The 19,208-nt window shown below is 35.7% G+C and carries 19 protein-coding genes; 5 read left to right on the top strand and 14 right to left on the bottom strand.

The features are described 5' to 3' along the window. Positions 1 to 3 precede the first annotated feature (3 nt). Genes FNE73_RS03975 through FNE73_RS03955 form a run of 5 tightly spaced genes read right to left on the bottom strand, consistent with a single transcriptional unit; the run spans position 4 to position 4,266 of the window. Complete coding sequence (locus tag FNE73_RS03975) at positions 4 to 1,389, bottom strand: CsgG/HfaB family protein (RefSeq protein WP_143883469.1); 1,386 nt, start codon at positions 1,387 to 1,389, stop codon at positions 4 to 6. Between the two features lie 8 nt (positions 1,390 to 1,397). Next, positions 1,398 to 1,811 carry a curli production assembly/transport component CsgF gene (locus tag FNE73_RS03970; protein ID WP_143883468.1) on the bottom strand — a complete coding sequence of 138 codons (414 nt, stop codon included), beginning with the start codon at positions 1,809 to 1,811 and terminating at the stop codon, positions 1,398 to 1,400. Between the two features lie 11 nt (positions 1,812 to 1,822). Next, positions 1,823 to 2,554: a CsgE family curli-type amyloid fiber assembly protein gene (locus tag FNE73_RS03965; protein ID WP_143883467.1), complete on the bottom strand. Its 732-nt coding sequence runs from the start codon at positions 2,552 to 2,554 to the stop codon at positions 1,823 to 1,825. Positions 2,555 to 2,556: 2 nt separating this feature from the next. Then, entirely contained in the window at positions 2,557 to 2,949 is a 393-nt protein-coding gene (locus FNE73_RS03960; protein ID WP_143883466.1) for a hypothetical protein, read from the bottom strand. A 57-nt stretch (positions 2,950 to 3,006) separates the two neighbouring features. After that, positions 3,007 to 4,266 carry a hypothetical protein gene (locus FNE73_RS03955; RefSeq protein ID WP_143883465.1) on the bottom strand — a complete coding sequence of 420 codons (1,260 nt, stop codon included), beginning with the start codon at positions 4,264 to 4,266 and terminating at the stop codon, positions 3,007 to 3,009. 247 nt (positions 4,267 to 4,513) lie between these two features. On the opposite strand from FNE73_RS03955, the gene FNE73_RS03950 reads away from it, so the two are divergent. The 4 genes from FNE73_RS03950 to FNE73_RS03935 are packed head-to-tail and all read left to right on the top strand — an operon-like array spanning position 4,514 to position 7,764. Next, positions 4,514 to 5,143, top strand: coding sequence for an NUDIX hydrolase (locus FNE73_RS03950; RefSeq protein ID WP_143883464.1), 630 nt, complete (start codon positions 4,514 to 4,516; stop codon positions 5,141 to 5,143). Between the two features lie 28 nt (positions 5,144 to 5,171). Beyond that, on the top strand, positions 5,172 to 5,978 hold the full coding sequence (locus FNE73_RS03945; RefSeq protein WP_143883463.1) for a lysophospholipid acyltransferase family protein: 807 nt from the start codon (positions 5,172 to 5,174) through the stop codon (positions 5,976 to 5,978). A 6-nt stretch (positions 5,979 to 5,984) separates the two neighbouring features. After that, positions 5,985 to 6,419, top strand: a complete 435-nt coding sequence (locus FNE73_RS03940; RefSeq protein WP_143883462.1) for a hypothetical protein — start codon at positions 5,985 to 5,987, stop codon at positions 6,417 to 6,419. 7 nt (positions 6,420 to 6,426) lie between these two features. Then, positions 6,427 to 7,764 carry a UDP-N-acetylmuramate--L-alanine ligase gene (locus FNE73_RS03935; RefSeq protein WP_143883461.1) on the top strand — a complete coding sequence of 446 codons (1,338 nt, stop codon included), beginning with the start codon at positions 6,427 to 6,429 and terminating at the stop codon, positions 7,762 to 7,764. Positions 7,765 to 7,927: 163 nt separating this feature from the next. Here the strand turns inward: FNE73_RS03935 and dnaN are convergent, their stop codons facing one another. Then, positions 7,928 to 9,058, bottom strand: a complete 1,131-nt coding sequence (dnaN, locus tag FNE73_RS03930) for a DNA polymerase III subunit beta (protein WP_143883460.1) — start codon at positions 9,056 to 9,058, stop codon at positions 7,928 to 7,930. A gap of 168 nt (positions 9,059 to 9,226) precedes the next feature. Here dnaN and FNE73_RS03925 point away from each other — a divergent pair, with 168 nt between their 5' ends. Further along, positions 9,227 to 9,592 carry a diacylglycerol kinase family protein gene (locus tag FNE73_RS03925; RefSeq protein WP_143883459.1) on the top strand — a complete coding sequence of 122 codons (366 nt, stop codon included), beginning with the start codon at positions 9,227 to 9,229 and terminating at the stop codon, positions 9,590 to 9,592. A 56-nt stretch (positions 9,593 to 9,648) separates the two neighbouring features. Here the strand turns inward: FNE73_RS03925 and FNE73_RS03920 are convergent, their stop codons facing one another. The 8 genes from FNE73_RS03920 to FNE73_RS03885 all read right to left on the bottom strand — a co-directional run bounded on the left by FNE73_RS03920 (position 9,649) and on the right by FNE73_RS03885 (position 19,186). After that, positions 9,649 to 13,347, bottom strand: coding sequence for a phosphoribosylformylglycinamidine synthase (locus FNE73_RS03920; RefSeq protein ID WP_143883458.1), 3,699 nt, complete (start codon positions 13,345 to 13,347; stop codon positions 9,649 to 9,651). A gap of 331 nt (positions 13,348 to 13,678) precedes the next feature. Continuing rightward, the gene (locus tag FNE73_RS03915) at positions 13,679 to 14,152 is read right to left on the bottom strand and encodes a transposase (protein ID WP_143883457.1); all 474 of its coding nucleotides are present in this window, start codon (positions 14,150 to 14,152) and stop codon (positions 13,679 to 13,681) included. A 157-nt stretch (positions 14,153 to 14,309) separates the two neighbouring features. Then, entirely contained in the window at positions 14,310 to 15,737 is a 1,428-nt protein-coding gene (purB, locus tag FNE73_RS03910) for an adenylosuccinate lyase (protein WP_143883456.1), read from the bottom strand. Positions 15,738 to 15,859: 122 nt separating this feature from the next. Next, positions 15,860 to 16,315 carry a DoxX family protein gene (locus tag FNE73_RS03905; RefSeq protein WP_143883455.1) on the bottom strand — a complete coding sequence of 152 codons (456 nt, stop codon included), beginning with the start codon at positions 16,313 to 16,315 and terminating at the stop codon, positions 15,860 to 15,862. Between the two features lie 107 nt (positions 16,316 to 16,422). Further along, positions 16,423 to 16,866, bottom strand: a complete 444-nt coding sequence (locus FNE73_RS03900; protein ID WP_143883454.1) for an SRPBCC family protein — start codon at positions 16,864 to 16,866, stop codon at positions 16,423 to 16,425. A 25-nt stretch (positions 16,867 to 16,891) separates the two neighbouring features. Beyond that, positions 16,892 to 17,320: an SRPBCC domain-containing protein gene (locus FNE73_RS03895; RefSeq protein WP_143883453.1), complete on the bottom strand. Its 429-nt coding sequence runs from the start codon at positions 17,318 to 17,320 to the stop codon at positions 16,892 to 16,894. A 29-nt stretch (positions 17,321 to 17,349) separates the two neighbouring features. Continuing rightward, positions 17,350 to 18,183 (bottom strand): SDR family oxidoreductase, encoded by an 834-nt coding sequence (locus tag FNE73_RS03890; RefSeq protein ID WP_143883452.1) that lies wholly within the window; start codon positions 18,181 to 18,183, stop codon positions 17,350 to 17,352. Between the two features lie 136 nt (positions 18,184 to 18,319). Beyond that, the gene (locus FNE73_RS03885) at positions 18,320 to 19,186 is read right to left on the bottom strand and encodes a VOC family protein (RefSeq protein ID WP_143883451.1); all 867 of its coding nucleotides are present in this window, start codon (positions 19,184 to 19,186) and stop codon (positions 18,320 to 18,322) included. Between the last annotated feature and the right edge of the window lie 22 nt (positions 19,187 to 19,208).

The raw sequence follows: 19,208 nt of genomic DNA, 5'->3' as shown, positions 1-19,208 counted from the left end.
GATTTAGTTTTTTTTGAAAGGTCTGTTGTTGATGTACCAGTTCAATCCAAGACCAACTCTTATACTTTGGTCATTTCGTTTTCCGCCGACATATTCGTCCCATCCGTCGTTGAATCCGAAATCATACTGCGTTCCTATTCTCACCGCCAAGCTTTTAGAAAAAAGATATTCTATTCCACCACCAAGCTGCATCTTAAATTCATTTTTATTTTTAAAAAACAATGAGCCTAAACCTCCGTACAAATAAGGTGTAACTTTATATTTAGGAAATAAAAGATATTCAATATTAGCTTCTGTAGTAAAAACATTTGCCTGATAAATATTTTTGTTTTCAAAAGTAAGATAACCAACATTGGCTTCAGCATTCAGATGATCTGTAATAAAATATTTAAAGCCCGCTTTTCCACCAATATTCATTTTAGGATTGGCATAATCACCTTTGATCTGAGTGCCTTCTCCTATCACAAATAAAGAAGATTTTCCTCTTTGGCTCACAGGAAATCTATCACTAATCAGCCGGTCATTATTTTTATTCTGTTCAGCATTGTATTCTTCAATAATTCGTGTAAATTTATTGGGATCATGTACTCTTTTGCTCCAAACTCTGTCTCTCACACCCTCCACAATCAGAGAATGTACTGCTTTTTCAATAGCCTCGGTTACCGCAAGCTGCACCGGTTCGTTTTGTGTAAAACCTGCTTCAGCTTCAAAAAGCCTTTCGGTATCCACGTATCTGAAAAAACTTCCGTTGATACTGGTAGACAAAATTGTTTTTGAAGTATATACTGTTTTAAGAATTTCTCCGCTTTGAGTAGAAACCGCACGAAGATAAACAGTAATACGGTCCTGACGGTATTGCGTTGACGCTCCGATGCCGAAGTATCTTGCTCCCACTCCACCCGTCATAATGTTGGTATCATAAGAAATAACGCCGCCTTCAAGAATAATTCCTGCATATAAAAGCGGAGGAAGATTGCCAGATTCATTACTCTGGTTCGGCATATATTCTTTTCGTGTGGTACGGATGATTTGTCTTTCGTTGAGAAGATTTCCTATATTTTCTCTCTCAATGGGTGTAAACCATTTGCTGTCTTCAAGAGCTTTCAGAAGTATTGTGGTTGTTCCCTGAGGAATTGCGGTACTCCAGTTGGCTCCTGTTTCTGATGGCTTGTACTGACCAGTCTGGTCTCTGAATTTGTACACCCCTACAACTATTTTTTCGTTTGGTAATGGAAGATTTTTAATCTTGGATGTGTACTGAGTAACTTCTCCTAAAGTTGATCTTTCGCTGTCTGTTGGTAAATTAAATAATGTACTGCAACTGTTTAACACCAAAAAAATCAACAGTATCGTTACCCAAAATTTTGGATATTGAACTAGATTTTTCATGGTATAAATTATTTGTTAGCACCGGGAATTACAATTTCAGATTGTTCACCGGTACTGGTGTTTAGAATTTTGATCATCATTCCGCTGCTGGTTTGGATAACTTCAAGATACATAGAACCAAAAACGTACGTTCCCGGTTTAAGATCTCCGTCGCCAAACTGCTCACCGAATAATTTTGTGGAAAGCTGACTGAGAAGCTGTCTGTTTAAACTCTCAGTAAAACTGCTTAATGAACTTTGATTAGAAAAGAGATTCCCTTTATCGTTATCAAACTGATTTTGGGCAGTAGCCGAACTGAGCAGCCACTGATAATTGAATGTATTGCCTCCGAATGCCGGATTGACTGGTGTATAAACCAGTTGCTGGGAAAATATACTGCTTGTGGTAACAAGAAATAGTAATCCGCTAAAAAAGAGTTTCATGATTAAAGTTTTTAAGTTGAACTTTTTAACAATTCGTTTTTAGGTAATGTGATTCTTTTTAAAATTTCCAAAGTATTTCTGGCTTCGTTTTCTGTAGTCTCCTCATCCGGAGTTGTATTGAAATTGTAAATTTCCTGATCGTTATAAAAAACTGATATTCTTGTACTTCTTGCCAGTCCCGGAATTTCTACAATTTTTACGGTTCCCGGAAATTTTCTGTCGTTCTGAAGATAATACATAAAAAACTGATCGTAATAATGTTTCCCTATTTTGGTACGGGTTTCATCTATCGTAAGACCTACTAATTCTATATCATTTTCAGGAATATACTGAGGTTTTTTAGCTGCTAATTTTTCAGGATTAATTTCAATGCTGTCTTTAGAAATAACTTTGTCGTTTTCTTCATCTTTTATAAAAAGGTATACCTTCAATGCATCATTTTTATCAAGATTGGTTTTTATTTCAGAAAGCTTAAGGGTTTCGCCGGGCTTCACCACATATTTGCCTTCCTGTTTGTTAGTAGATGTATTTCCGGTACTGCTTTTTTTTAAAGCTAAAAGAATGTATTTGATTGGGTAATGGATTTCCGAATTGTTTTCGGCTGTTGCCGCAAAATTATACAGACCATCTGCGTTTTCAGAAATGATTCTCGCTTTCATTTTTCCGCTCAGATTCTCGTATTGTGCAGAAATGCTGCTCATACTAAGCAAAAACAAAACGAAAAAGTAAAAACGAATTTTCATGGCTAGTAATTTCTTACAAAAATGGTCATGTTACTGTTATTGATATTGATTTTCATCTTTTCGGAAATACTGTTGCTTCCCGTAATATCAATATAATTATTGTCTCCTCTTGTGCTTACAGATGCTTTTGTCGGATTATTTCCTGCATTGATGTAAAGTGTTGTATTATAATCTCCCTGCTGAACAATCGTAAGCTCTTTAGGATTTTTATCATAAACTTTCACATCATTGTAATTTCCGATCTGCACAACTGTATTAACGGAGTTATCAATTATCTTTCCTTCACTATATAAGTGAAGAATATTCTGGCTGTTGATTTTCTCGAAAGAAATATTCTGCTGTGCAAAAAACACCATCGGAAAACATAGCAATAATATGATGACAATTGATTTCATAGCCTTTTTTTGGTATAATGTATAGGAGATTGCTCTCCTATACATTTGAAAGAAACTCTAGTTTTGTGTTACTGTGATAGAATTTCCATTACCTGTTTGTGTGCCCATGTGATAATTTCCGTTACCTGTCTGGATAAGAGTAGACTGGTTAGAAAGTCCTGTCTGATAAGCCCAAGCGTCATTATTATTTCCTGTCTGTACAGAAGAAGACTGGTTGGAATCACCATCCTGAGAAACGTAAGCCATATTACCATTTCCGATCTGTGAAGATGATAATGAGTTTCCGTTTCCTAACTGATAGCCGGATGCGTTATTGTTATTTCCTGTCTGAATTTGCATTGCTGAATTTGAGTTTCCAACTTGGGAAGCATACGCTGCATTGCCATTTCCTGTTTGTGTAGAAGATAACATATTTGAATTACCTTGCTGTTCGCCGGTAGCATCATTATTATTCCCACTCTGAATTTGTGTGCCGGAATTCATATCTCCCACCTGAGAAAGATAAGCATCATTTCCGTTTCCTGTCTGAGTTTGTGTTGCCATGTTATTGTTACCATCCTGAAGAACTTCAGCATCATTATTATTTCCCGCCTGAGTCTGCATAGAAGAGTTCTCATCTCCTTCCTGCATTACATCAGCGTCATTCAAATTTCCGGTCTGAGATTGGTTGGCGATATTAAAATAACCAGTCTGGCTTGAGTTTGCAGAGTTAAAATTTCCATCCTGAATCTGATCCAGATCATTTTTCCATCCGGATTGTGTAGCAGATGCAGAATTGAAAAGACCATCCTGCCATTGATAAATATCATTAGCATCTGCACTTAAGCTTGCCGGGCTTGAATCTCCGACCTGCGAAGCAGTAGCCGAGTTGCCCATTCCGTTTTGAATTTGGTCAATATACATTCTAGAACCTTCGCTTTGTGAAGCTGTAGCTTCATTTAGCATTCCGTCTTGCTCCTGATTGATCTCATTCATGTAGGTTTTGTCCTGAGTAGCACTAGCATTATTCAAAATACCATCCTGATTTTGCGTTACATAGTTTTTGTTTGCCCAGGCAATTCCCTGTACAACAGTCGCGTTGTTTCCTAGTCCGTTTTGTACAGTCGCAGCTTCATTATACTGATGTTTTTGGGTTACATTTACAGAATTGAGAGTTCCGGTCTGTGTAGATTCGTTAATTTGTTCGAGACCTTTCTGCGAGACTGTAGCTGAATTATTGTTTCCGTCTTGGGAAACCGTGTTTGAACTATTAGTACTTTGTGCATAGATGAAGCTGGCTGATAATAAAGCGAAAGCTCCGGTAACTAATTTTTTCATGGTGAAATTTTTTGTTGGTTAGTGATACAAAGCTAGAACTATAAAACATGACAAAAATCATGTAAATCTTGTAAATTAACAAAATCACCAATTACCATGCTATTTGTAACCATTTACAGAAATCCTTTATACCATATTACAGTTACAAAATATACCGTGAAAACACTATGGCCGGTAGTTTCTAAAATTTTAAATTAGTCAGCCACAGTTTTTCCCTATTTATCAGGATATATTAGTAAATTTGAATATGGAAAGTTTTGGAAAAGATTTATTACAAAAAATAAAAAATGCTTCTCTTGAAGGTCAGAATGCACACGGAATTTTCTCTCCGCCTTACAGACCATTGTTCAGTCATGAGCAGATTTTAGAAAAAAATCCAAAATTTGCAGCAGTAAATATTGTTTTATACCTTAAAAATAATGAATGGCATTTTCCTCTAATTGTAAGATCTGTGAATCAGCATGACAGACACAGCGGACAAATTTCTCTTCCCGGAGGAAAACGAGAAGAAATGGATCAGGATTTTGCTGAAACTGCCATCAGAGAAACTTCCGAAGAAATCGGTATTGAAAAACCTTATGTGAAGATCATCCGCGATTTGTCACCTATCTATATTCCACCGAGTAATTTTTACGTTTATCCTTATATTTCTTACACCAAAAGAAATCCTGAATTTATTTTGCAGGAATCTGAAGCAGTTGAAGTTATTGAGTTTCCTATAACATCGTTTCTGAATCTTTCTGATACACCTCAAATAATGGCACTTCCGGGAGCAGGAGGACACGAGGTTCCGGTAATTAATTTCAACGGATACATCATTTGGGGAGCAACAGCAATGATTCTAAGTGAATTCAGCCAGTTGATTAAAAAAATGTAACTTTGCAAATATTATGTTTAATTGAAATATGGCGAAGAAAAACATTTTCACCGATTCATTCGGAACACCTTATTTTTTAAAAAGATTAATCATTTTTATTCTGGGAATTATTTCTTACAGAAGATTTAATGGTTTCAACAAACTTAAAATCACAGGTACAGAAAATTTGGTAGATCTTCCCGATTCCAATGTGCTTTTTGTTTCCAACCACCAGACTTACTTTGCAGATGTGGCGGCAATGTATCATGCATTTTGTGCCGTAAACAACGGATATCTCAATACGATTAAAAATCCTATTTATCTGCTGAATCCCAGAGTCGATTTTTATTACGTTGCAGCGGAAGAAACCATGAATAAGGGCATTCTTCCTAAAATTTTTAAAATTGCAGGCGCAGTAACGGTAAAAAGAACCTGGAGAGCAGAAGGCAAAAATGTCAACAGAATGGTTGACCTTAATGAAATTGACAATATCATGAAAGCTTTGGATAATGGCTGGGTTGCCACTTTTCCTCAGGGAACCACTGCTGCTTTTGCACAAGGCAGAAAGGGAACCGCAAAGCTAGTCAAAAACCAGAGACCGATCGTTATTCCGATTAAAATAAACGGATTCAGAAGAGCATTCGATAAAAAAGGACTCCGTGTAAAAGTAACCGGTGTAAAACCAACAATGGAATTTAAAAAACCATTAGACATTGATTATGACAACGAAAATGCACAGGAAATCCTTCACAAAATCATGACTGCTATTGAGCAGACGGAAGACTTCAATGTGCTTCACACTTATGATGAAGAGATTAAAGCTAAAAAATCTGAACAGAATAAATCTCAAAACTAAAGATCGATGAAAAAGATTTTAGGAATTATTTTAGTAATATTATTCGCAGTTTCCTGTAATAACCAGAAAATTTACTCGGATTACGACATCAGTTTCTCCCGTAGCGGCGGCTTTGCTCCTACCTACGAAAATCTTTTGATTAAAAACAACAAAGCTTTTTATTCTTTTGAAGGACAGGAAAAAAAGGTAAAGAAGACGTTTAAAGTTTCAGATTCAGAAATTAAAAATCTTAATGAAGTTTTGTCTAAAAATAATTTCAGACAGATTCAGGAAGATCATAAAAAAATGTATGATAATATCACCACGTCTATCAATATAAAGAAAGGAGCAAATGAAGGTAGCAAAAATGACGGAAGTGCAATAATGCCGAATTATGAAACTAACTGGAGAAATATTGTAACAGCTTTCCAGAAAATTATCAATAAAAAAATCAAAAATTAACACAAATTTGAGAACTCATTTCATCGCTATTGGCGGAAGCGCCATGCACAATCTTGCCATTGCTCTGAAAGACAAAGGATATCATGTAACAGGTTCAGACGATGCTATTTTTGAACCTTCAAAATCCAGACTGGATAAAAAGGGAATCTTACCCGAAGAATTGGGCTGGTTTCCAGAAAAAATCACTTCAGATATTAATGCTGTTATTTTGGGGATGCATGCTCATCAGGATAATCCCGAACTGGCAAGAGCAAAAGAATTAGGTCTGAAAATTTATTCATACCCTGAGTTTCTTTACGAACAGTCAAAAACCAAAACAAGAGTTGTAATTGCCGGATCACACGGTAAAACCACCATTACTTCTATGATTCTTCACGTTCTGAATTTTCATGAGAAAGAAGTCGACTTTATGGTAGGTGCACAGCTTGAAGGTTTTGACTGTATGGTAAAATTGACGGAGGATAATGATTTTATGGTTCTGGAAGGTGATGAATATCTGTCTTCTCCTATTGATCTGCGTTCCAAATTTCTATTATATCAGCCAAATATTGCTTTGCTGAGCGGGATTGCATGGGATCATATCAATGTTTTTAAAACTTTTGATGATTATGTGGAACAATTCAGAAAATTTGTTGCCAGTATTACGCCGGGTGGTGTTTTAGTCTATAACGAAGAAGATCCTGAGGTTGTGAAAGTAGTAGAAAATGCTGAAAATTATTTCAGAAAAATGCCCTACAAGACCCCGGAATATGAGATTGCCAACGGAAAAGTTTTACTGAAAACTGAAATGGGAGACATTCCGCTTTCTGTTTTCGGAGCCCATAATTTGCTGAATCTTGAGGGAGCGAGACATATTTGTCAGACTTTAGGGATTATGGACGAAGAATTTTATGAGGCAATTATGAGCTTTAAAGGAGCATCAAAACGTCTGGAAAAAGTAGAAAGAGACGATAAAGGCATTTTATATAAAGATTTTGCGCACGCTCCAAGTAAAGTAAAAGCTGCAGTGAAAGCTTTTTGTGAACAATTTAAAGATGAGCAAAAATATGGCTTCCTTGAACTTCACACCTATTCAAGCCTCAATCCTGTTTTTCTTGAGCAGTATGACCATGCTATGGACGGATTAGAACATGCTATCGTATTCTATTCTGAAGATGCGCTTAAAATTAAGCGAATGGAACCTATTTCTCCCGATTTGATCAAAGAGAAATTTAAAAATGAAAATCTCACCGTATTTACCAATGCGGAAGAATTACATCAGTACTGGAACACTTTAGACAAAACGCAGGGAGTTTATATGATGATGAGTTCCGGAAATTTCGGAGGACTTGATTTAACGAAATAAACTTTAATAAAATATAATGAAATCCGCTTCAAATTTATTGAAACGGATTTTTGTTTTGTAATAATCATACTAAAATTAAGCTTTAGATATGACAAACAATCATTAAAATAAAAAAAGGATTCCAAATTTGAAATCCTTTTTTTATTATATTGTTTTATTAATCTTACAATCCGATTACAGGCATTGAAAGCATTAAGATATTTTCGTTTTCTTCAAGCCCGTCAAGCGGCTCAATAATTCCAGGTCTGTTTGGTTGAGACATTTTCATCGTAATATCGTCTGCTCCTAAAATCCCCAACATTTCTGTCAGAAACTTAGAACTGAAACCAATATTGATATCTTCACCGTTATAATCGCAAGGAATCTGCATATCTGCTTTGTTTGCGTATTCCGTATCTTCTGCATGAAGGTGAAGAATATTTCCTGAAAGCTTAAATCTCACCTGATTGGTAGATTTATTAGACATGATAGAAGCCCTTCTGATCGCACTCAATAAAAGGTTTCTGTTAATTGTTAATACATTAGGATTTTCTTTCGGGATTACCGCAGTATAATTCGGGTATTTTCCATCAATAAGACGGCAAATCCAGATGTGCTGACCAAAAGTAAACTTAGCCATATTTTCGTTAAAATCTATCGTCACATCTTCGTTGGAAGAAGCCAATATATTTTTAAAAATATTCAATGGTTTTTTAGGCATGATAAATTCCATTGGTTCGGCATTCATCAGATCCGTTCTTTTATACACCACCAATCTGTGGGAATCTGTAGACACAAAATTGGTCTCATTTTCACCAAACTGAAACAAAACTCCAGTCATCACAGGACGAAGAGAATCGTTACTGGTTGCAAAAAGAGTATTGGTTAAAGCTTCAGACAAAATTCCTGCAGCCATCGTAACACTTTGTGAAGCGTCAAATTCAGGAATATCAGGATAATCATCTGCGTTATCCAGAGCAACAGCAAAGTTATCTTTTTCGTCTAAAATTTCAAGCTGGCTTCCAGTTCCTTCAGCGTTGTCTTTTACCGCCAAAGTAAGAGGCTGTTCGCCATAAGTTTTTATAAAATCCTGAAAAATTTTCGCAGGAACAGCAAATTTACCCGAATCATCAGACTTTACTTCTAAAGAAGTAATTAAGGTTGTTTCGCCATCAGATGCAGTAATGGTAAGGTTGTTTTCGTTAAGTTCAAAAAGGTAATTCTCTAAAATCGGTCTCGACTGAGAACTTGATATTACACCACTTACAGTTTGTAAAGCCTTCTGCAGTTCACCACTTGAAACAATAAATTTCATAGATTTAAAATAAGTTTTTACAAATATAACAAATAGAAAACAGATAAAGAAAAATAATATAACGAGTTATTAACAAACATCAAAATAAGTTTATCTTTGATGCAGAATATTGCAAGATAGAAGAATGATATCTAAAAACCCTTTAAAAAGACTTATTTTATAACAAAAATGCGCAAACCGCCTCTTCATAAAAGTTTTCTGAATGCTTTTCGTGGTCTTTTTTTAATGATCAGATCCGAGAGAAATTTTCAGCTTGAACTGTTGGCATTTGCTGCTAATATTTTTCTCATTATTTACCTTCAATTATCCAAAACTGATGCAATTTTCATTCTCATTGTTTCTTTTGCCGTTTTGGCGGCAGAAATATTCAATACAGCCATAGAAAAAATCTGCGATTTTATTCAGCCGGAATTTGATAAAAGAATTGGTTTTATCAAAGATATTTCAGCAGGAGCAGTTATTTTGACAGCAGTACTTTCTGTAGCTGTTGGAATGATAGTTTATTGGAAATATGTCTTTGCGAATCTGTTTTAAATCCTAACGGATTTTTGAACCCGTTAGGATAAAAACTATAATTTTAAGGCTAGTTCTTACTGAAAATACTCCACCCCATTTTTAAAGATATTGTGATAATTCACAGTTGGAATGTTTTTCATCAGTCCCTCTGCAAAACGTTCTGGATGACCCATTCTGCCAAATATCTTTCCGCAAGGAGATGTTATTCCTTCAATCCCGAATAAGGAATTATTTGGATTAAACGGCATTCCGTGAGCAATATTTCCTTCTAAATCCAAATATTGCGTGGCAATCTGTCCGTTCTCATACAACTTCTGAATTTCCGCTTCCGAAGCTATAAAACGCCCTTCACCGTGAGAAATAGGAATTGTATATACCTGATCTTTCATTCCTTTCAGCCAAGGCGATTCGTCATTCAATACTTTCACATTCACCATCTGAGAAATATGTCTTCTGATAGCATTGTGAGCTAAAGTCGGAGAATTTTCATCCAAATCCTTAATTCTTCCATAAGGCAGCAATCCTGATTTCACCAATGCCTGAAAACCGTTGCAGATTCCGACAATCATTCCGTCCCTGTCAAGCAATTCGTGAACGGCATTTCTCATCTTTTCATTCTTCAAAACATTCACGATAAACTTCGCAGAACCGTCCGGTTCGTCACCCGCAGAAAACCCTCCGGAGAATGCTAAGATTTGTGACTGTTTAATTTTTTTAATCCATGCATCAATACTTTCATCAAGCAGCTGATGATTGATATTTTTCAATGGTAAACTGTTGACAATTGCCCCTTCTTTTGCAAAGGCATTCAATGTATCATACTCACAGTTTGTTCCCGGAAACACAGGTGCGAAAACTCTCGGCTTCGCCAATCCGTGTTTCTTGATAATGATATTTCTTGGATTGATCGAGTTTAATTTCTCATCAATTTTAACCGTAATTTTTTCTTTTTCAACGGTTGGAAATAGGTTTTCAAAAGTAACTACATTTGCTTCAAGTAATTTTTCGATTTCAAAACTAAAATTACTGATTTTTAGGATATTTGAATTTTTAACTTCACCAATTAATTGAAGTTCAAAAGAACTTAATTCTTCAGTCGATTCTATAATTAAACTACCAATATTTTTAGCTAGTAAAATGTTTTCATCAGCAATATTTATGTCAGCTCCCAATCTGTTTCCAAAACTCATCTTTGCCAAAGCAACTGCAACTCCACCATCTTTTACAGTTTTCACAGAAACGATTTTTCCAGCTTTGATATTTTCGAAAATTAACTCGTAAACTGCTTTCAGTTTATTATAGTTTGGCAGTCCGTTTTCCTGCGGAATATGATTGAAGAAATACAGTTTATTACCTGCCTGTTTAAATTCCGGAGAGATGATATTTTTCTTTTCTCCATTGGCACAAGCAAATGAAATCAAGGTTGGCGGAACATTCAAATCCTGGTACGTTCCACTCATTGAATCTTTACCTCCAATTGCCGCTAAACCAAAATTAATCTGAGCATCATAAGCACCCAAAAGAGACGCTAAAGGTTTCCCCCACTTTTCAGGATTCTGACCTAACTTTTCAAAATATTCCTGAAAACTGAATCTTATATTTTTATAATCACCACCCATCGCAACGATTTTCGCCACACTTTCAACCACGGCATAAGAAGCTCCCAGTAAAGAATTCTGCTTAGAAATTTCGGCATCAAATCCCCAACTCGCTAAAGAAACGGTTTCGATGTCTTTTGCTCCGATAATCGGCAATGTCTGAACACTTCCTTCCATCAAAGTCTGCTGATATTTTCCACCTAAAGGCATCGCAACTGTAGTTGCACCGATTGATGAATCGAACATTTCCAGCAATCCTTTTTGAGAAGCAACATTTTTATCGCTTAATACTTTTAAAAAATTCTCTTCATTGAATGCAAGAGTTTCTTCTTTTACTTCATTCAAGTGAGTAATCTTAACTTCCTGACTTTTTGAACAACCGTTCGTATCTAAAAACGCTCTCGAAAGATCAACAATTTTATCACCTTTCCAGAACATCTGCATCCTTCCGGAATCTGTCACTTTTGCAACCTCAACAGCCACAATATTTTCAGCTTCACAGAACTTGATGAACTGTTCTTTATCTTTTGGTTCAACCACAACTGCCATTCTTTCCTGAGATTCAGAAATAGCAAGCTCGGTTCCGTTCAAACCTTCATATTTTAAAGGTAAAACATCCAAATTAACTTCCAAAGAATCAGCAATTTCACCGATAGCTACAGAAACACCTCCCGCTCCGAAGTCATTAGACTTTTTAATCAATCTCGTCACTTCAGGATTTCTGAATAATCTCTGGATTTTACGCTCTTCAACGGCATTTCCTTTCTGAACTTCAGAACTCATCGTGTGAATCGAAGTTTCGTCCTGTTCTTTCGAACTTCCGCTTGCTCCACCAACACCGTCACGACCAGTCGCTCCTCCTAAAATAATGATGGAATCACCATTTGCAGGTTTTTCACGTCTTACCCAGTCTACAGGAACGGCTCCGGCAACGAAACCAACTTCCATTCTTTTCGCTTTGTAGCCTTCATCATAAATTTCAGAAACCATTGTAGTCGCCAAACCGATTTGGTTACCGTAAGAAGAATAGCCATTTGCAGCCTGTTTTGTGATTGTTTTTTGAGGCAATTTACCCGGCAAAGTTTTGTCAACCGGTTCCAAGACATCTGCAGCACCGGTTAATCTCATCGCTTGGAAAACGAAAGAACGTCCGGACAAAGGATCTCTGATTGCACCCCCTAAGCAAGTTGAAGCACCCCCAAAAGGTTCAATTTCTGTCGGGTGATTGTGTGTTTCATTTTTGAATAATAAATACCAAGGTTCTTTTTTACCGTCGTATTCCGCTTCAATCTGGATTGTACAGGCGTTGATCTCGTCAGAAACCACCAAGTTCTCCAACTGACCTGTTTTATGGAAATATCTTCCGCAAACGGTCGCCAGATCCATTAAGGAAATAGGTTTCAATTCACGTCCTAAGAATTTTCTTTTCTCAATATAATCATTGAAAATGGTCTCTAATGTATGTTTAAACTGTCCCTCAAATTCAATATTTGACAACTCTGTTTCAAATGTTGTGTGACGACAATGGTCGCTCCAGTAGGTGTCTAAAACTTTAAGTTCAGTTTCTGTTGGATTTCTTTGTTCAGATTTAAAATATTCCTGAATGAATTTCAAATCGTCTAAACCTAATGCAAAACCGTGATTGTTAAAAAATTCCTCTAACTGAGCATCATCAAAACTGATAAAACCTTCGTGAACAATCACTTTTGACGGCGTTTCTTCCGCAGGAATATCTAAAATGGTTAAATCTTTTTCCTGAGATTCCACTTTATTGATTAAAAGGTCTTTGATTTTTGCTAAATCAGATTCGGAAACTCCTTCGAACTCGATCAGTTTTCCGCTTCTTACTTTAGATTTCTCATTTCCAGTCAATAAAGCGATGCACTGTTGCGCGGAATCTGCACGCTGATCGTACTGTCCCGGCAAAAATTCCAATGCGAAATAAATTCCCTGTGCAGGATTTTCTTCGATTAAAATATCAGTAACCGGATCTACGAAAGTGCTGTTGACTACCTTTTCGAATTCACCGTCATTTAATCCGAAAATATCGTACACGTTGTATACTTTTACTTTTTGGATGGACGGAATAACCGCTTTTACTTCATCAAAAATTTTTGGACTTTCTACATCGAAAATTCCTCTTTTTTCTACGAAAATTCTTTTGTTTTGAGACATTAGATGTCAGATATTTATTAGATTTATTTTAATTATTTTTTTGTCAAATTTAATTGACATTGATTTAAAATCATTAAACCATTGATTAAATAGCAGTCCTACGGACTGCAAATTCATTGATACTTATTGTTTGCTACACAGATAACAGTCCTACGGACTGCAAATCTGATCCTATTCATTTCTTGCTACACACATAACCTTCCTACGGAATGTTTCTTTTACTACGATTGCCGCAAGCTGATTCCGGTAGGAATCATATCTGTGTAGAAATCCCGTTTGTAAGGATGAGGCAGTCCGTAGGACTGCTATTTTTTTCTTTTCATCTTACAAATCATTCTCCAGCATCATAGAATTCAAACAAATATTCGTTCTTAAATTCAATTTCAAAAGCATTCAACATTTCAAGATATTCTTCTTTAAAACTCTTTTTTAAATGATGCTTTTCCTGATTCATAACATAATTGATAACTTTTTCCTTCTGACTCTTTGCATAAGAAAAAGCACCGTAACCTTCCTGCCAGGAAAATTTGCCTAAACAAAGTTTTTTCTCATTTATAAAATTTGTCGACTCAATCTTAACCGTTTTTATCAATTCAGGAATTGTAATCTGCAAATTTTTATAACTGAAAAAGATATGTAAATGATCAGGATTTGCATAAATTGCTAATACCTTTTGTTTCTTATTGTGAAATATTCCACAAATATATTTCTCAATTTCATCTCGTACCTCTGATTTAATTTTAATAACACGTCCTTTTGTAGCAAAAACAACCTGAATGTAAATTTGTGTATAGGTGTTGGGCATAAAATTTTATTTTCATCATCTTTACAAAGATAGCATTCCTACGGAATGCCGCCCTCACAGCAACTAACTTTCTACACAGATTTTATTCCTACGGAATAAATTAAATCGTAAGTCAAAAATTAAATAAAATATGCAGCCAAAAAGACTGCATATTAAATTATACTTTAAGATCAGCTTCCAATCCTATCAAATCTTTGTTGGCATCAATAATCGGCTGAACTTCATTGGCAATGAATTCTTCCGTCTGAATGGGTGCAAAACCGATGAAGTTTTTAGGATCAAGCACTTCTTTTAATTTTGATTTATCTAATTTTAAAGAATCATCATTTAAGATTCTTTCAATAAGGTCATTTTCTTTCCCTTCTTCTTTTACTTTTTTGGACGCTTCCATAGAATGAACCCTGATTACTTCATGGATTTCCTGACGGTCACCACCGGCTTTCACTTCTTCCATAATGATGTATTCTGTCGCCATAAACGGCAATTCTTCCATAATATGTTTGTTGATTCTGTTTGGATACACCACAATTCCGTTCATGACGTTGTTCCAGATTAATAGAATCGCATCAACCGCTAAAAATGCCTGAGGAATCGTCAATCTCTTATTTGCAGAATCATCTAAAGTTCTTTCGAACCACTGAGTTGAAGCGACCATTGCAGAACTTGTCGTTAAAGACATTACATATTTTGCCAATGCTCCGATTCTTTCGCTTCTCATCGGATTACGCTTGTAAGCCATTGCCGATGAACCGATCTGGTTTTTCTCGAAAGGTTCTTCAATTTCTTTCAGATTTTGAAGAAGACGTAAATCGTTGGTGAATTTATGAGCCGACTGAGCGATATTTCCCAATAAAGCCACAACTTTTGCATCAATTTTTCTGTCGTAAGTCTGTCCGGAAACTCCGAAAACTTTCTCGAAACCAAATCTTTTAGACAACTCTTTATCTAAATGTTTAACTTTAGAATAATCTCCGTTAAAAAGCTCCAAGAAGCTTGCTGCTGTTCCCGTTGTTCCCTTCACACCTCTGAAACGCAGAGTTTCTAAAAAGAAATCAAGTTCCTCTATATCAAGAACCAAACTCTGCAACCAAAGTGTTGCTCTTTTTCCGACAGTCGTTAACTGAGCCGGCTGAAAGTGTGTAAATCCTAAAGTTGGTAAATCTTTATATTGAATGGCAAAATCTGAAAGATTTTTCATTACGTTCACCAACTTTTTCTTTAAGATTAAAAGTCCGTCACGGATCTGAATTAAATCGGTATTATCTCCTACAAATGCGGAAGTTGCTCCCAAGTGAATAATTCCTTTTGCAGAAGGTGCTACGTCACCATAAGCGTGAACATGAGCCATTACATCATGACGGAATTTCTTCTCATATTCTGCCGCTTTTTCGTAATCGATATTTTCTGCATTGGCTTTCAATTCGGCGATTTGCTCATCTGTAATGTCAAGACCAAGGTCTTTTTCGATTTCAGCAAGAGCAATCCAAAGCTTTCTCCAATTTTGGAATTTGTTGTTATGTGAGAAGTTAAATAACATTTCTTCACTGGAGTAGCGTTCTTCCAATGGATTTTTGTAGGAATTCATTCTTTACTTTTACTTTTTTAGATATGCAAAAATAAAGAATTTCTGCGAGAGTTGAAAATTGAAAAAAACCGATTTCAACCTTATTAAAATCGGGCAAGGCTATTTATGATTATTATCATTAATTACAGATAAATTCCAAAAAACCAAGTCCACAAAATAAGGATAATCTGCATAGGGATGCGTTCTCTGTATAAATAATTCATACCAGGTCCTGAAAAATCTGCTTTGAAAATATTGATGTTTTTTTGAGAAGAATTAATATTTGCAACAAATACCAATATCAAAAAAATAATCAAAAATATTGCCGTCATCATTCTTAAAGAAGGGATCATTAATCCTATTCCCGCTGCTATTTCCAGAATTCCTGTAAAATAAACCCAAAACATCTTTGCCGAAATAAAATCAGGTATCATCATTGCCATTCCTTTTTGAAATTTAAAGTGAGATAATCCTGTGAAAATGATGAAAACTGCCATGCCCAGGTTTCCTGAAAAGAGAAAATCCCAGTTATCCTGAAAAATTTTGGTTCCTAAAAGTGCGGCAATAAAGGTGATGAAAAGAATGAGTAACAATTTCATGATTTTATAATTTTGATAATCATCATCTATACGACAATATTTTTTAAAGATAAATAAAAAAAGAGGCTTTTCGGGAAAACCTCTTTATATAAAATATTCAAGCCATATTAGTTTGACTCTGCAAGTCTTTTTACGACTTCTAAACCTTGTGTAAATCCCGAATTCATGTGATCTTCCCATTGTTTATGCGTCTGTACCTCGGCATGAAGTTTTGTTTTTCCTTCATAATCAATCAGGATATATTTTTCAAAACATCCGCTCCATTCCATAATTTCTTTGCTTTGAGTATCTTCATTTCCTTCTTTATCAACCATTCCCAAATGCTTAAAAATAATCTGATCAGGTTTTTCGAGACTATCAATGGTAGAAACCATTCCTTCACCTTCAGCATTCACAAAATAGGTCTTTCCTCCTACTTTCCAATCCGTTCTCATTTGGGAACCTGCGCCAAAAAACTGAGTCCATTCAGCATAGGTATTTCCGCTCCAAAGAACATCCCATACTTTCTCTTTAGAAGCGTTGATAATAATTTCGTACGATAGAGTTTCCATAATTATTTGTTTTAGATATTGTAAATTAAAGCTGGTTTTCTGCAAGGTTTTTCACATTTTGCAATGCTCTTGGAAACGCTTCCTCAAAAAAACTCTCAAATTCTTCGGAAGAATTTACTTCAACCTTCAAAACTGTTTCGTTCTCAGTTTCTTCCAGAATATAAGATTCCGTAGCGTTTTCCCAATCCTGAGGAATTTCAATCCCATCATGAATTTCACCCTGATGAAGAAAAACCATTTCCTGATTGGGAATATTTTTTATCACTCTGCTAAACATTCCATTATTTTCAGGGTCAAAAAACTTTACGGTTGACCCTTCATCCAAAGTTCCCTGATAAAATGATCCTTTACAAAAAGCAGAACTCCATTGCCTGTAATGCATATCTTCCCAAAGTGTAGTCCACACTTTTTCCGGTTCGGCATTTATTTTTATTTCGTAATGTAATTTTTTCATTTAATAATATTTGGTTACTACAAACTAATTTATCCTCCTACGAAATCTCCTCCATTGATATGAATAATTTCTCCTGTAATAAAACTTGAATCTTCCGAAGCGAGAAAAACATAAGCCGGAGCAACTTCAGAAGGCTGTCCTGCTCTTTTTAACGGATTGTCTTTTCCAAAAGTTGACAAATCATCAAAAGTTTCTTTCACAAGGGGTGTCCAGATTGGTCCGGGAGCAATTCCATTCACCAGAATTCCTTTTTCTGCAATGCTTGTTGCTAAAGAACGTACGAAAGTTGCAATTGCACCTTTGGTAGAAGAATAATCAATTAAATGATCGCTTCCCCTATACGCTGTAACAGAAGTTGTACAGATAATTCTTCCGCCTTTTTTCATCAATGCTAAAGAATCGCGGGTAAAAGAAATCATTGAAAGTATATTGACATCAAAAGTTTCTTTAATCTGCTCATCAGTAATTTGATCAACATCACTTTTCGGAAACTGAATTGCAGCATTATTGACGAGAATATCCAATGTTTCCCATTCATTTTTAATTTTATCCAGACACTTATTCCTAAAAGCTTTTTTGGAAATATCTCCTTTAAGCAAGAGACATTTTTTACCTTCTTTTTCTACCAGTTTCTGGGTTTCTTTAGCATCGTCATCGCTTTCTTTATAGATAATGGCAACATCAGCTCCTTCTCTTGCAAAATGTACTGCAACCGCCTGTCCGATTCCGCTGTCTCCACCGGAAATCAGGGCTTTTTTGTTGAGTAATTTATCGCTTCCTCTGTAATTTTCTCGAATAATTTCAGGAAACAGACCTTCCTGCGGAACTTCTGACTTAGCGTCTGACTTGTTCTGTGTTTTCATAAGCAAATCTTTTCATGAATGCTATCAAACAGCAAGCCGAAGAGAAAAAAGTCGGATGATTGAAGCTGGATGTTGGAAGTTATTTTCAGACTTAATGTTAATTCCGACCTCCAAAATCAAGCTTTCAGCCAAATATTTAAGAATTGTAAGCGTTTTCCAAATCCTGAACGATAATTTTCTGCATTTTCATCATTGACATTACTACTTTGTGTGCTTTTTCCTGATCTGAAGCGTTCATTAACTCTATCAATATTTTAGGAACAATCTGCCAGCTGAATCCGAACTGATCTTTCAGCCATCCGCACATACTTTCTCTCCCACCGCCGCTTATTAAATTGTTCCAGTAATGATTTGTCTGCTCCTGATTATCTGTCATCACAACCATAGAAATTCCCTCATTAAAATCAAACTGATGATCGTAAGAATTATCCATACAAAAGAATGAATATCCATTGATCTCAAAATGGGCATGCTGTATATTTTCAGGAATTTCATGAGTTTCGTTTCCTACTCCGTCTCCGTATCTCAGAATATTTCCAATTTTGGAATCAGGAAAAATATTCGTGTAAAACGCCATCGCTTTCATCGCTTTACCGTTGTTCTGATGAATAAACATCAAGGTTGGGATTATTTTCTGTTCCACATCATTGTTTCCGGTGAGATAAACCTGCCAAGTAACACCGAATTTATCGCGAACCCAACCATACTTTTTACTCCAGGGGTATTCACCAAGCTCCATCAAAGTTATTCCCCCATCTGTCAGCTGATCCCAGTATTTCTGTACCTCATCTTCCGTTTCGCAAATAACCATGAACGAAACTGACGCATTTTTTGTAAAATGCGGTCCTCCATTCAACAACATTAACTTTTGACCGAAGATTTCTATATTGACTACCATAGGTGTATCTGCAGTAATTTTCCCGTTAAATACTTTACAGTAAAAGTCTGCTGACTCTTTTGCATCCCCATCATACCACAGACAAGGGAAAATATTGTTGTTCATATTGCTTAGTTTGAATTTAGTA

The sequence above is a fragment of the Chryseobacterium binzhouense genome (genome assembly GCF_007474545.1).
GTDB classification, from domain to species: Bacteria; Bacteroidota; Bacteroidia; order Flavobacteriales; family Weeksellaceae; genus Chryseobacterium; species Chryseobacterium binzhouense.
This window is presented reverse-complemented; position numbering and strand designations above follow the sequence as displayed.